Raw genomic sequence first — 13,146 nt, 5'->3', positions numbered from 1 at the left:
CTTCAAGTACGTCCCCGCATCGTGCGATAAATCTGCCCGTTTCCCCACTGCCGTGTCCGCCGGTTCTTCAGGCGGCGGTCCACTCCAGCCAGGCTCTCCACAGGACCGGTTTGGCGCGCGGTTGTCGCATCAGCGCGGGCAGGCCCCATGCAGCAAGCATCGGTATCGTTCGTTCTTGTTGGTTAAATTGCCGTAAAACGGCAGGGCGTTGCGGCAATTCGTGGCCGATTAGCGGCAGGATGTTGCCGCCGAAGACAAGCAGCCGTTCCGGAGCCGCCAGCGTGACATGGTGCGCGAGCGCCTGGCCGATTCCGAGCTGATTCAGGGCGTTCCAATCCGGGGCCGGCGTGTGGCGCGGAAGCGCGCTGGCGAGGTACACATCCTCCCGCCGGGTGCCGAAGGCGGAAAGCATGGCATCGAGCAGCTTGCCCTGCGGTCCGGTCAGCAGCGTTTCGCGATCTTCCGCCTCCGGCTCCTCGACGACGACCATCAGTCTGGCGCCCGCCGCGCCTTGCGGTGCGATGCGGCCCGCGGTGGCGCCGCCGTCGAGCAGCGGCTCGCTCAGCCACCATGGCGCAAAAGCGGCCAGGTCCGCCGGCAGCGTGGCCGGATCGAGCCGGGCAGGCGCTTCGACGACGGGTTCCACGGGCGCGCGGGCAGGGCGCCGGGCAGCCGCGCCGGGCCGCTCGCCATCCGCTTCGGGCTCGGCCAGCCACTCGCGCGGCTCGTCGAGGAAGTCGCAATCGACGCCGGCATCGCGCCACCAGTCGAGAGCGCCTGTAATATCGGCCAGAAAATCGGGATTTGCCGGATGATCCATCAGAGCGGGTCTTGACCTGCCGCGTGCAAGCAATCAAGGCACAGGGGGAAATTAATCGGCCAGCTAAACGGCCTGAGGGACAGGTTTCGGGGGATACCCATGATTGAACGCGAAGAGATGCCTTTTGACGTCGTCATCGTCGGCGGTGGCCCTGCGGGGCTGTCGACGGCGATCCGGCTGAAGCAAATCGATCCGGAACTTTCGATCGTTGTACTGGAAAAAGGCTCGGAAGTGGGCGCTCACATCCTGTCGGGCGCGACGATCGATCCCAAGGCGCTCGACGAGCTGCTGCCCAGCTGGCGCGAAGACGGCTGCCCGCTGGCGGAAACCCCGGTGACCGACAACTGGCACTGGCACCTCACCAAGAAGGGCAAGTTTTCGCTGCCCCACCTGATCCAGCCGCCGTTCATGTCGAATCACGGCAACTACACCGGCTCGCTCGGCAATCTGTGCCGCTGGCTGGCCGAACAGGCCGAGGCGCTGGAAGTCGAGATCTTCCCCGGCTTCCCGGCGGCCGAGATCCTCTATGACGAGAACGGCGCCGTCATCGGCGTGCAGACCGGCGACATGGGCGTCGACCGCGAAGGCAATCCCAAGGACGATTTCCAGCCGGGCATGAACTTGCTGGGCAAGTACACCGTGTTCTGCGAAGGCGCACGCGGCCACCTGACCAAGCGGCTCAAGGCGAAGTACGACCTTGAGGCCGGTTGCCAGCCGCAGATCTACGGCATCGGCATCAAGGAACTGTGGGACATCGATCCCGCCAAGCACGTGCCGGGCCGCGTGATCCACACCCAGGGCTGGCCGCTGAGCGAGAACGATGCCTGGGGCGGCGGGTTCCTCTATCATCAGGCGAACAACCAGGTCGCGCTCGGTTTCGTGACCGCGCTCGATTACAAGAATCCCTACATCTATCCCTTCGAGGAATTCCAGCGCTGGAAGCAGCACCCGGAAATCAAGGCGATCCTCGAAGGCGGCAAGCGCGTGGCCTATGGCGCGCGGGCGATCAACGAAGGCGGCTGGCAGTCGGTGCCGCAGCTGGCTTTCCCCGGCGGCGTGCTGGCGGGCTGCTCGGCCGGTTTCGTCAACGTGCCGCGCATCAAGGGCACGCACACGGCGATGAAGAGCGGTATGCTCGCCGCCGAGGCGATTGCCGCCGCGATCAAGGCGGGCCGCGAGCAGGACGCGCTCAGCGAATACGATGCGGCGGTGCGCGAAAGCTGGATCGCCAAGGAACTCAAGCTCGTGCAGAATGCCGAGCCGATGGTCGCCAAGTGGGGCGGCGAGCTGGGCACGATCCTGGCCGGCGCCGACATGTGGCTGCGCACGCTGTTCGGCTTTGGCCTTGCCAAGCCGATGAAGCATCACACCGATGCCTCGTGCCTGCAGCGCGCCGATCTCTACAAGCCGATCGAGTACCCCAAGCCCGACGGCGTGATCAGCTTCGACCGTCTGACCAGCGTCTCCTACTCGTTTACCAACCACGAGGAAGAGCAGCCCTGCCACTTGCGGCTGAAGGACCCCGCGGTTCCGACCGAAATCAACCTGCCGGTCTATGCCGGGCCGGAAGCGCGTTACTGCCCGGCGGGCGTCTATGAATTCGTCGATCCGGATGGCAGCGGTATGCGTCTGCAGATCAACGCGCAGAACTGCGTCCACTGCAAGACCTGCGACATCAAGGATCCGACCCAGAACATCGAATGGGTCACGCCCGAAGGCGGCGGCGGCCCGAACTATCCGAATATGTGATGCGAAACAGGTGGCAATCCTCCCCCGCCGGGGGAGGGGAACCGCCCGCGCAGCGGGTGGTGGAGGGGGCTTTGACCGCGCGGACGTTGCGTGATGCCGCACCCCCTCCGTCAGCCCTTGCGGGCTGCCACCTCCCCCGGCGGGGGAGGATTGGGTGATGCTGTCAGAAACCGCCTACGCCAAGATCAACCTTGCGCTGCATGTCCGCAAGCGGCGGGAGGATGGCTACCACGAACTGGAAACGCTGTTCGCCTTCGTGGACCACGGCGACCGGCTTTCCGCTGCCCCAGCCAATGCGGACAGTCTGACCACGCAGGGCGAGTTCGCCGGAAAGATCGACGATCCCCTGGACAACATCGTCGGCAAGGCGCTCGCTGCCTTGCCGCACGGTGCGGGATGGGCGGTCACGCTGGAGAAGTGCCTGCCGGTGGCGGCCGGGCTGGGCGGCGGTTCGGCGGATGCCGGGGCGGTGTTCCGTATGGTCGAGGCCGTGCATGGCTTGCCCGATGACTGGCACGTGCGCGCGGCGAAGCTCGGGGCCGACGTGCCCGCCTGCGTGCTGTCGCGGCCCTGCGTCGGCACCGGCACGGGCACCGAGCTGGCGGAAGTGGTGGAGAACGACCTTGCCGGATGCCCCGTCCTGCTGGTGAACCCGCGCGCGCCTGTGCCGACGGGGCCGGTGTTCAAGGCCTGGGATCAGATCGATCGGGGGCCAATGCCTGCGGGCAGCTTGCGAGAGATCGCGTTGCAGGGGCGCAACGACCTTGAAATCCCGGCGGTCGCCATCTGCCCGGTGATTGCCGATGTTCTGGCGGCCCTGCGCGAGACCGGGCCGTTCCTGGCGCGTATGTCCGGCTCGGGCGCGACCTGCTTCGCGCTCTACGACAGCATGGCCGAATTGCAGGCGGCGGCGGATAAAATCACGAATGCGCATCCCGGCTGGTGGCAAATGGCCGGAAAATTGCGCTAGTCTGCCAGCGTGAATCTGGAATCCGAAGCCTATCGCATTATCGGCACCCCGCGTTTCGGCGGTATCCTTGTCGTGGCCGACCATGCCTCCAACCGCGTGCCCGAAGACATCGATCTCGGCATTGCGCCCGAGCTGATGGACCAGCACATCGCCATCGACATCGGCGTGGCCGGGATTGCCGAACGCATGGCCGCACGGCCGGGGGCGGCGGCGCTGCTGGGCCATGTCAGCCGGCTCGTCTGCGATACCAACCGCACCGAACAGGACCCGGCGGCGATCCCCGAGGCGAGCGACGGCCATGCCATCCCCGGCAACCTGGGCATCGACCGCGAGGCGCGGCTGGCGCGCTTCCACCGCCCGTTCCACGACAGGCTGACCGATCTGCTCGAAAGCACGCCGCCCGCGCTGACGCTGATCCTGCACAGCTTCACCCCGTGCCTCGCCTGCAAGCCGGACGAAAAGCGTCCCTGGCACTGCGGGCTGCTTTACGACGAGGATGACCGCGGCGCCCGCGCGGCGCAGCCGCTGCTGGAAGCCGAAGGGCTGATCGTCGGCGATCAGCTTCCCTATTCGGGCAAGATCTACAACGCCGCGATCGAGCGTCACGTGGAGAGCGAAGGGCGGCCCTACCTCTACATCGAGGTGCGGCAGGACCTGATTGCCGATGCCGCCGGGCAGGCCGAATGGGCGGAGCGGCTGACGCGCATCTGCAATGAAGTGGCGGTGCTGCTGGAAGGCTGAGACTTTATTCCACGTCGCCCGAAAAGGCGATCTTGCTGAGTTTCTCGCGGGTCATTTCGTACATCGTATCGATGTCGATCCCTTCGCCTTCCTCGATGCGCTGCGCGATCATTGTTACGGGAAAGCACAGGATGCTGGTGCCCGGCCAGTGCAGGGCGGGCTGGCGGCCATATTCATCATCGACCGTGACCCAGTCCAGCATCAGGTCCTGCGCCAGCGCATCGCCCATGGCAATGCCGAGCGCCTGCAGTTTCCAGGTGTCTTCGGGGCCGACCCAGTGGTGCGCCAGATTGGCGCGGATAACGGCCAGCTTGCCCTCGATGGAGGCATAGGCTTCGTCCGGATTGCTGGCGAAATGACCCTTGATCCAGGTTCTCGCCTGTTCCAGCCATTCCTGCTCCTCGGGTTCGAGGGTGAGGGAATCGGGACTTGTCATGCAGCAAGTCTAACAGATTGCGAAGCACAGGCAAAAACGGGGCAAGGGGACCATGTGCACAAGCTGGAAGGCGCATGGGGTTCGTGCCGTCGTCTCCATTTCGGCCCATTGCCGTGTGACGGTCAGATCCTGCCAGACGCATTTGCAGATCACGTTTCTTTTGCAGAAAAAGTGCCCGTATTCAGATTGAATTTATTTGCATAACTGGTCGTGTATTTTTCAAATGGCCCGTATTGAAGGTAATAGGGACTTGTGTCTGCTCCTGCCGGTCAACATCCTTGGAGAAATTCGTCGTTCGATTTTCTAAAGGAGATGGGTGGTGGGGAAATTTGCAGCCAATTTCTGGCGGTCCAGTGATTATGGCTGGGGATGGCATGGTTCGGATACACACGGTTCGGATACACACGGTTCGGATCGGCACGGGTCGGATTGGGATCGCTCGGATTGGCACAGTGGGGGCGGGGACAGCGCAGATGGCGATTGCGGCTGCGCTGGGGACACTGCGGAGCCCGGCCAGACGCTTACCGGAGACGATGCGGCGAATGTGCTCACTGGCGGCAGCGGGGATGACTTCATCGTGGCCAATGGCGGCGATGACATCGTCTATGCCGGCAACGGGGACGATTTCGTCCTGGCCAATGGCGGCAATGACCAGATCCACGGCGGCTGCGGGAACGACACGCTGCTGGGCGGCGAGGATGACGACACTATCTGGGGCGATGCCGGCAACGATCTGATCGATGGCGACCGTGGCAATGATGTCCTGACCGGAGGGGCAGGCGCCGATACCTTCCAGTTCAACGTTGGTCCGGACTATCTCGGGATAGGTTCCGACATCATCACCGATTTCACACTGGGTGAGGATCATCTTGTAATCAAGAATGGCGATCAGAGCCTCGTCAGCTTCACCGATACCGGCTCGGATCTGGCGGTCTATTACGATGGAACGCTGATCGCGCAGTTGCAGGGCGTGGCGGACATTCCGCAGGACACCGGGCTTTTCTTCGCCTGACGGCGCGCGCGGGGTCATGCGCCGCGCATCATTTGGAAAGGCATTCGGCTTTCCGGGACATTTTGTGCTTCGGATAAGCGCGTGTTTGGCGTAGGGGCGCGATCTAGCATTCCCGCGCTGCCTTGCGCGTTTTACCGGAGTTCCCCTGATGCCCGCCTATCGTTCCCGCACTTCCACCCACGGCCGCAACATGGCCGGTGCCCGTGGCCTGTGGCGCGCGACCGGCATGAAGGACAGCGACTTCGGCAAGCCGATCATTGCCGTGGTGAACTCGTTCACGCAGTTCGTGCCGGGCCATGTCCACCTCAAGGACCTCGGCCAGCTCGTTGCGGAAGAGATCGCGGCGGCGGGCGGTGTCGCCAAGGAATTCAACACCATCGCGGTCGATGACGGCATCGCCATGGGCCACGACGGTATGCTCTATTCGCTGCCCAGCCGCGACCTGATCGCCGACAGCGTCGAATACATGGTCAATGCGCACTGCGCCGATGCCATGGTCTGCATTTCCAACTGCGACAAGATCACGCCCGGAATGCTGATGGCCGCGCTGCGCATCAATATCCCGGTGGTGTTCGTTTCGGGCGGGCCGATGGAAGCGGGCAAGGTCGTGCTCAAGGGCAAGGAGCACGCGCTCGACCTCATCGACGCGATGATCGCCGCGGCGGACGACAGCTATACCGACGAGGAAGTGAAGGCCATCGAGCGGTCCGCTTGCCCGACCTGCGGCTCGTGCTCGGGCATGTTCACGGCCAACTCGATGAACTGCCTCACCGAAGCACTGGGCCTCTCGCTGCCGGGCAATGGCTCGATGCTCGCCACCCATGGCGACCGTGAGCGCCTGTTCCGCGAAGCCGGCCGTCTCGCCGTCGACCTGTGCCAGCGTTATTACGAGCAGGACGACGAATCCGTCCTGCCGCGCGCCATTGCCGGTTTCGAAGCGTTCGAGAACGCCATGAGCCTGGACATCGCGATGGGCGGCTCGACGAACACCGTGCTGCACCTGCTTGCCGCGGCGAACGAAGCGGGTGTTGATTTCACCATGGCCGATATCGATCGCCTCAGCCGCAAGGTGCCGTGCCTCTCCAAGGTCGCCCCCGCCAAGGCCGACGTCCACATGGAAGACGTCCACCGCGCCGGCGGCATCATGGCGATCCTGGGCGAGCTGGACCGTGCCGGTCTGCTGCATACGGATCTGCCGACTGTCCACAGCAAGACCATGGCCGATGCGCTCAACCGCTGGGACATTGCCCGCACCAATGACGCTTCGGTGCAGGAATTCTTCAAGGCCGCGCCGGGCGGTGTGCCGACGCAGACCGCCTTCAGCCAGTCGCGCCGCTGGGACGAACTCGATCTCGATCGTGAGAACGGCGTGATCCGCAGCAAGGAGCACGCCTTCAGCCAGGACGGCGGGCTTGCCGTGCTCTTCGGCAACATCGCGCGCGATGGCTGCATCGTGAAGACGGCGGGCGTGGATGACAGCATCCTCAAGTTCACCGGCAAGGCGCGGGTCTATGAAAGCCAGGATGCGGCCGTCGCGGGTATCCTTGGCGGACAGGTCGAAGCGGGCGACGTTGTCGTCATCCGCTACGAAGGGCCGCGCGGCGGGCCGGGTATGCAGGAAATGCTCTATCCCACCAGCTACCTCAAGTCGAAGGGGCTGGGCAAAGCCTGCGCGCTGCTGACCGACGGGCGTTTCTCGGGCGGCACGTCGGGCCTTTCGATCGGCCATGCTTCGCCCGAAGCGGCCGAGGGCGGCGAGATCGGCCTGGTCGAGAACGGCGACACCATCGCCATCGACATCCCGAACCGCACGATCAACCTCCTGGTTTCCGACGAGGAAATGGCCGCGCGCCGGGCCGCACAGGAGGCGCGCGGGCCCGAGGCCTGGTCTCCGGTCCACCCGCGCCAGCGCAAGGTCTCGGCCGCACTGCAGGCCTATGCCGCCATGACCACCAGTGCCGCCAAGGGCGCCGTGCGCGACGTGAGCCAGCTCAAGCGCGGGTGAGGGCATTGCCCGCGCGGCGTTTGGAACTGCCTTTCCCCTCCTCTTCAGAGGAGGGGCGCAGGGGTGGTGGCGATGCGCAGCATCGCTCGCGCAGCGAAACCGTCGCACAGCGTCAGCACCACTCCCAACCCCCTCCTCTGAAGAGGAGGGGGCTTTACCTGATGACTTTCTTGCTCGCCGCCTGTTCCTCCAGCAGCCAGCCGCCGCCGGTCGCTGCGGGGGACGAGCACATCGCCTGTGCGGTGGCCGGTTCGGCCAGGCTCGCGGAGGTCTGCTCCGTCGAACGGTCGGAGCAAGGCGGCAAGCTCACGCTGATCGTCCATCACCCGGACGGCGCGTTCCGGCGTTTCGATGTCATGACCGACGGCTCCGGCCTTGCCGTGACCGACGGCGCCGAGCCGGCGCAGACAAAGCTGGTGGACGGCAAGCTCGACGTTACGGTAGGAGCCGATCGCTACGTGTTCCCCGTCACGACGAAAGCCCATGCTGCACACTGAACTTCCCCGCCTCGCCCAGATCCTCACTGTCGCGCAGATGCGCGAGGCCGAGCAGGCGCTGATCGATGCCGGTTCCTCCGTCGACGCGCTGATGCAGATTGCCGGGCGCGGCGTGGCGGACTGGGTCTGGCGCATGTCCGCGCACCGCAAGGTCACGGTGCTCTGCGGCCCCGGCAACAATGGCGGCGACGGCTATGTCGTGGCCGAAGCGATCCGCGAGCGGGGCGGCCATGTCGAGGTCGTGGCGGCGACCGGGCCGAAGACCGAGGCGGCGAAGAACGCGCGCGCCTTGTACGGCGGCGAAGTGCTCGGCCCCGATGCCGATGCCCACGGCGACGTGCTGGTCGATTGCCTGTTCGGCAGCGGGCTCACCCGGCCGCTTTCGGACGAGCATTTCGCCCTGCTAACCCGCCTTGCCGCGCATCACCGCCACCGCGTGGCCGTGGACCTGCCGAGCGGGGTGCAGTCGGACAGCGGGATGCTGCTCAATCCGGGACTGCCGCAATACGATCTCACCGTGGCGCTCGGCGCCTGGAAATTCGCGCATTTCCTGATGCCCGCCGCTGCGAAGATCGGGGCGCTGCAACTGGTGCCGATTGGGGTGACGCCGGTGGAAGGCGCGGCGCAGGTCCTTGGCGCGCCGCAAGTGGCTGCGCCTGCGGCGGATGCGCACAAGTACCGGCGCGGGCTGCTTGCCGTCGTGGGTGGGCGGATGCCGGGGGCCTCTCTGCTGGCCGCCATGGCCGCGCAAGGGGCCGGCGCGGGCTATGTGAAGCTCTTCGCCGAGAGCAAGCGCAATGTGCCGACCGACATTGTCGTCGAGACCGGCGAACTTTCCGAAGTGCTGACCGATGACCGCAACAGCGCGGTGCTGGCCGGCCCCGGTCTTGGCCGTGATGGCGAGGCGCGCGAGCGGCTGGCAGTGGCGCTGGCCGATCCGGTGGCGGCGGTGGTGGATGCCGATGCGCTGGTGCTGCTTTCCCCCCGCGCGCTGGCAGGGCGGACGGCCCCCACGATCGCGACGCCGCACGAAGGCGAACTGGTGGCGCTGGAGCGCAGCTTCGAACTCGATGGCGCGGGCACGCGTCCTGATCGCGCGCTGGCTCTGGCCCGGGCCAGCGGCATGGTGGTCGTGGCCAAGGGCCCGGATACCGTGATCGCCGCGCCCGACGGCCGTCTGTCCTGTGCGCCGCGCGCGACTTCGTGGCTGTCCACGGCCGGGACGGGCGACGTGCTCGCGGGCGTGATTGCCAGCCGGGTCGCGGCAGGTGTTCCGGCATTCGAGGCGGCTTGCGAAGGCGTCTGGCTCCACGGCGAGGCTGCGCGGCTGTGCGGCCCGGCCTTCACCGCAGGGCAACTGGCGGCGAAAGTGCCCGAGGCCTTGGCAGCGCACCTGTGAGCGGCAAAACTTGCAGGCCCGCCGCGTCCTGCTAGTCACCTGAGACCAAAGTTCACGTCGCTATTTTTCGTCATCCCCGCGCAGGCGGGGATCCCGCTTCTTGCGACGTAACCTAAGGAAAAGACAGCGGGGCCCCCGCCTGCGCGGGGGCGACGAATATGAGATGTACTGCAGATCGCATCAAACGAGTTGCATCGGGACCATGATAGACGAATCCGAAGAAATTCTGCGCATCGCTTCCAAGGGCGACGGCGTCACTGCCTCCGGCCGCTTCGCCTGGGGGGCGGCGCCGGGCGACATTCTGCATGGCGACGGCACGCTCGAATGGGGGCCGCACCATGTCGAGCCGGCCTGCCGCCATTTCGGCCGCTGCGGCGGCTGCCAGTTGCAGCAGCTCGACGAGGAGAGCCTGGAGGCTTTCGTCGAAGCGCGGGTGAGCAATGCTTCGGCCTCGCAGGAACTGGGCGCTGAACATATCGCCCCGCCGCACCTCTCGCCGCCGGGCACGCGCCGCCGCGCCAGCTTGCGCGCGGAAAGTTCCGGCGGGCGGGTGGTGATCGGCTTTCGCGAGGCGAAGTCGCACCGGCTGGTCGAGCTGGAGGAATGTCCGGTCCTTGCCCCCGAACTCACCGCACTGCTGGGGCCGCTGCGCAAGCTGCTCATCACCATGGGCAAGGCGGCGCCGGAGAAGAAGGGCGGCCAGAGTCGAAAGGGCGGCAAGTCCGGCAAGCACGCCACGCCGCGCATGGCCGCCGATATCGAAATGACCTTGGTCGAGCAGGGCGTCGATCTCGGCGTCAAAGGCCTGACCGCCGAAGGGCTCGCGGCCACCGAGGCGATGCTGGCTTTCGCGCAGGAGCATGGCCTTGCGCGTCTCACCATGGATGGTGGCTATGGCTTCGAGACGGTGTGGGAGCCGGTTCCGGTCACTGTGAAGCTGGGCGATGTCTCGGTGCCGTTCCCGCCGGGCTCGTTCCTGCAGGCGACGCGCGATGGCGAGGATGCACTGGTGGGCGCCGCCTGCGAGTGGCTGAAAGGCGTGCCCACCGTGGCGGACCTGTTTTCCGGGCTGGGCACTTTTGCTTTCGCGCTGGCCGGGCCGGAGACGAAGGTCCTTGCGGCCGAAGCTGCGCGCGATGTGCATCTGGCCTGCAAGGCGGCTGCCGACCGCGCGCAATTGCCGGTCTTCGCGCAGCACCGCGACTTGTTCCGCAACCCGCTGCAGGCAGACGAGCTCGGCAAGTTCGCCGCCGTCGTGCTCGACCCGCCGCGTGCCGGCGCGCGTGAGCAGGTTGAGTGCATCGCGCAATCGGATGTGGAGCGCGTGGTCTATATCTCGTGCAATCCCTCAAGCTGGTCGCGCGATGCGGCGCGGTTGGTGGAAGAGGGCTTCCGGCTCGTCGAACTGCGCCCGGTCGGCCAGTTCCGCTGGTCGACGCATGTCGAACTCGCCAGCCTGTTCGTGAGGGACCGGTGAGCGTCGCCTTCCGCCGCGAGGGCGATGACGAGCATCTGGAACCCAAGTTCGAGATTCCGATCCCGCCCGGCCCGAACCTTGTGACCGCACGCGGCAAGGCCCTGATCGATGCAAAAGTCGCCGAACTGGAGGCCTTGCTGAAAGGCGAGCTGGAAGAAACGGCGCTCACGGCGGCCAAGCGCGACTTGCGCTATTGGCAGACCAGGCAAGTGACAGCCGAAGTCCAGCCCGAACCGGACGGCAGCGTGGTAGCCTTCGGCACCCGCGTCACCTTCCTGCTGAACGGCAAGGAGCGCGTGCTCGGGCTGGTGGGCGACGACGAGGCCGATCCGGCGGCAGGACTGGTCGCGTTCTCGGCTCCGCTCGCCCGTGCGCTGATGGGGGCGGAGGAGGGCGAATTGCTTGCCTTCAACGGCCGCGAGGATGCGATCGAGGTGCTGGCGATCGAATCGCTCTAGGCCTGTCTGCGCGGACCGCCGCGAGCACAAAACCATGCTCTCGCAGAGGCGTTTTTCGACGAAAATGGACTTTTCGCGCCTGCCCAACAGGGCTTTCGTCGCTGAAAATGACCGGTTTTGCGCTTTTTTCGAGTTATTCACGGCCGATCCGCGAGGCTGCGGAACGCGCGGCAATGGTTGTGATGCGCGGATGTGGCCGATGATGGGTGGCATGGCCGTTAGGTAACGCCGCGAGGTTCCGGACTGTCTTGCCTCGCTCTCGATTGTCCCGCCGCTGCGCCATGTTTGGGGGGAGGAATCGAGGATTGGTTATGGTTGTTATATAACAACTATAAATATGTTTCCTGAATGGTGTTTGTAAATCGATCTTAATTTTTTGCTTCGCAACAAGAATTCTATCGAAAACTTCGCTCTTGCAGCAATTCTGATTAGAAAAACGAATTAGAAGTGCTTCCTTCGTGCAAGATATGTTTCTTTTGCCTTCTGTCCCATCTCGGGGAGGGCAAAAGGAGGGTCGATCCATGAAATCACTTCCCTATGCTGCAATAGCTTTCTCACTGGTATTCGCGGGCAATGCCTATGCCGCGCCGACCAAGGCCCTGGAGAAATCGCCTCCGGGGCAGACCTACCGGCCGTACGACCCGGACAAGGGCGACGACCACGCCTCGCCGACGGCCAAGCTCAAATTGAAGTGGAAAGTGACGCCTGCCAGGTGGCGCTCGGCCATTGGCGAGCATCATCCGGCTAGCTGCTAGTCCGGTTTCAGTCTTGAAAGGCCGCCGGTCGAAAGGCCGGCGGCCGTCTTATGTGCCGGCTGACGGCCAGCCCCGGGCTTGTGAAGGCTGGGCGGATCAGCCGCCCGCCTTGTCCATCATGTCCATGAAATCGCGCGCGGCGTTGCGGTCGTCCTCGTTGTCGAACGCGACATCGAGATCGGGCGCGCCGCCGAACAGGTACATCAGGCTCCACAGCGCGAAACGGCGGCCCTTGTCCTTTTCCATGCCGAAATCGACGCGCATCTTCTCCACCCCCGCTTCCAGCGCGGCGGGGGCGATCATGGCAGGATCGTCGGTGCCGAAATAGCGGCGAAGCTGGTCGTCGAAGTCCATGGACGCCTCAGAACAGCGCCATCGCCGCGCGGGCGACGAGGAACATCAGGCAGAAGCTGGACAGGGCGAAGAGGCCGAAGCGCAGCGGCAACTTGTTGATGGTCGCCTGAACCAGAGAATGGAGCACGCGAAAGCCGACATAGGCCCAGCCGATCTGCGCGTTCAGCCCATCGCCCTGGCCGATGATGGCAAGCACGATCGCGACTGCATAGAACACCGTAGGGGCTTCATGCAGGTGATTGTAATTGTGGGCTTTCCACTGGACCTGCGGGGGCAGGAGATTGTCGAGCGTGATCGTGGGGTCTTCGGCGAGTTCTTCCGGATCGATCTTGGCGGCGCTCATGGCCGGGATGCGGGTGCCGTAGAGCCAGAACCACATGACCATGGTCCAGGCCGCCAGGGCGACCACGGGTTGCAGGATTGCCATTCCGGTCATTGTCATTCCCCTCAAGATCAGGTCGTTAGCGTCGGCC

The 13,146-nt window shown here is 65.2% G+C and carries 14 protein-coding genes; 10 read left to right on the top strand and 4 right to left on the bottom strand.

The features are described from left to right. Positions 1-67 precede the first annotated feature (67 nt). A complete protein-coding gene (locus NN5_RS06395) occupies positions 68-820 on the bottom strand; it encodes a uracil-DNA glycosylase family protein (RefSeq protein WP_067733132.1) in 753 nt (250 codons plus the stop codon). Positions 821-919: 99 nt separating this feature from the next. On the opposite strand from NN5_RS06395, the gene NN5_RS06390 reads away from it, so the two are divergent. The 3 genes from NN5_RS06390 (at position 920) to NN5_RS06380 (ending at position 4,280) form a co-directional block, all read left to right on the top strand. Beyond that, positions 920-2,569 carry an electron transfer flavoprotein-ubiquinone oxidoreductase gene (locus NN5_RS06390; protein WP_067733131.1) on the top strand — a complete coding sequence of 550 codons (1,650 nt, stop codon included), beginning with the start codon at positions 920-922 and terminating at the stop codon, positions 2,567-2,569. A gap of 157 nt (positions 2,570-2,726) precedes the next feature. Next, a complete protein-coding gene (locus tag NN5_RS06385; RefSeq protein ID WP_174523879.1) occupies positions 2,727-3,539 on the top strand; it encodes a 4-(cytidine 5'-diphospho)-2-C-methyl-D-erythritol kinase in 813 nt (270 codons plus the stop codon). A 15-nt stretch (positions 3,540-3,554) separates the two neighbouring features. Next, the gene (locus NN5_RS06380) at positions 3,555-4,280 is read left to right on the top strand and encodes an N-formylglutamate amidohydrolase (protein WP_067733166.1); all 726 of its coding nucleotides are present in this window, start codon (positions 3,555-3,557) and stop codon (positions 4,278-4,280) included. Positions 4,281-4,284: 4 nt separating this feature from the next. Here NN5_RS06380 and NN5_RS06375 read toward each other — a convergent pair whose 3' ends face one another. Then, on the bottom strand, positions 4,285-4,716 hold the full coding sequence (locus NN5_RS06375) for a DUF3806 domain-containing protein (RefSeq protein WP_067733129.1): 432 nt from the start codon (positions 4,714-4,716) through the stop codon (positions 4,285-4,287). A gap of 319 nt (positions 4,717-5,035) precedes the next feature. On the opposite strand from NN5_RS06375, the gene NN5_RS06370 reads away from it, so the two are divergent. The 7 genes from NN5_RS06370 (at position 5,036) to NN5_RS06340 (ending at position 12,319) form a co-directional block, all read left to right on the top strand. After that, positions 5,036-5,728: a calcium-binding protein gene (locus NN5_RS06370; protein ID WP_169800955.1), complete on the top strand. Its 693-nt coding sequence runs from the start codon at positions 5,036-5,038 to the stop codon at positions 5,726-5,728. A gap of 148 nt (positions 5,729-5,876) precedes the next feature. Further along, the gene (ilvD, locus tag NN5_RS06365; protein WP_067733127.1) at positions 5,877-7,733 is read left to right on the top strand and encodes a dihydroxy-acid dehydratase; all 1,857 of its coding nucleotides are present in this window, start codon (positions 5,877-5,879) and stop codon (positions 7,731-7,733) included. Positions 7,734-7,894: 161 nt separating this feature from the next. Then, a complete protein-coding gene (locus tag NN5_RS06360; protein WP_067733126.1) occupies positions 7,895-8,230 on the top strand; it encodes a hypothetical protein in 336 nt (111 codons plus the stop codon). Further along, positions 8,217-9,629, top strand: a complete 1,413-nt coding sequence (locus NN5_RS06355) for an NAD(P)H-hydrate epimerase (RefSeq protein ID WP_067733125.1) — start codon at positions 8,217-8,219, stop codon at positions 9,627-9,629. The genes NN5_RS06360 and NN5_RS06355 overlap by 14 nt, the downstream gene beginning before the upstream one ends. A 205-nt stretch (positions 9,630-9,834) precedes the next feature. Next, a complete protein-coding gene (locus NN5_RS06350; RefSeq protein ID WP_067733164.1) occupies positions 9,835-11,106 on the top strand; it encodes a class I SAM-dependent RNA methyltransferase in 1,272 nt (423 codons plus the stop codon). Then, positions 11,103-11,564, top strand: a complete 462-nt coding sequence (locus NN5_RS06345) for a GreA/GreB family elongation factor (RefSeq protein ID WP_067733124.1) — start codon at positions 11,103-11,105, stop codon at positions 11,562-11,564. The genes NN5_RS06350 and NN5_RS06345 overlap by 4 nt, the downstream gene beginning before the upstream one ends. A 521-nt stretch (positions 11,565-12,085) precedes the next feature. Then, a complete protein-coding gene (locus NN5_RS06340; protein ID WP_067733123.1) occupies positions 12,086-12,319 on the top strand; it encodes a hypothetical protein in 234 nt (77 codons plus the stop codon). Positions 12,320-12,415: 96 nt separating this feature from the next. Here NN5_RS06340 and NN5_RS06335 read toward each other — a convergent pair whose 3' ends face one another. Further along, positions 12,416-12,673 (bottom strand): hypothetical protein, encoded by a 258-nt coding sequence (locus NN5_RS06335; protein WP_067733122.1) that lies wholly within the window; start codon positions 12,671-12,673, stop codon positions 12,416-12,418. A gap of 7 nt (positions 12,674-12,680) precedes the next feature. Next, on the bottom strand, positions 12,681-13,109 hold the full coding sequence (locus NN5_RS06330) for an MAPEG family protein (RefSeq protein ID WP_067733121.1): 429 nt from the start codon (positions 13,107-13,109) through the stop codon (positions 12,681-12,683). Between the last annotated feature and the right edge of the window lie 37 nt (positions 13,110-13,146).

The organism is Novosphingobium naphthalenivorans NBRC 102051, from assembly GCF_001590985.1.
GTDB classification, from domain to species: domain Bacteria; phylum Pseudomonadota; class Alphaproteobacteria; order Sphingomonadales; family Sphingomonadaceae; genus Novosphingobium; species Novosphingobium naphthalenivorans.
This window is presented reverse-complemented; position numbering and strand designations above follow the sequence as displayed.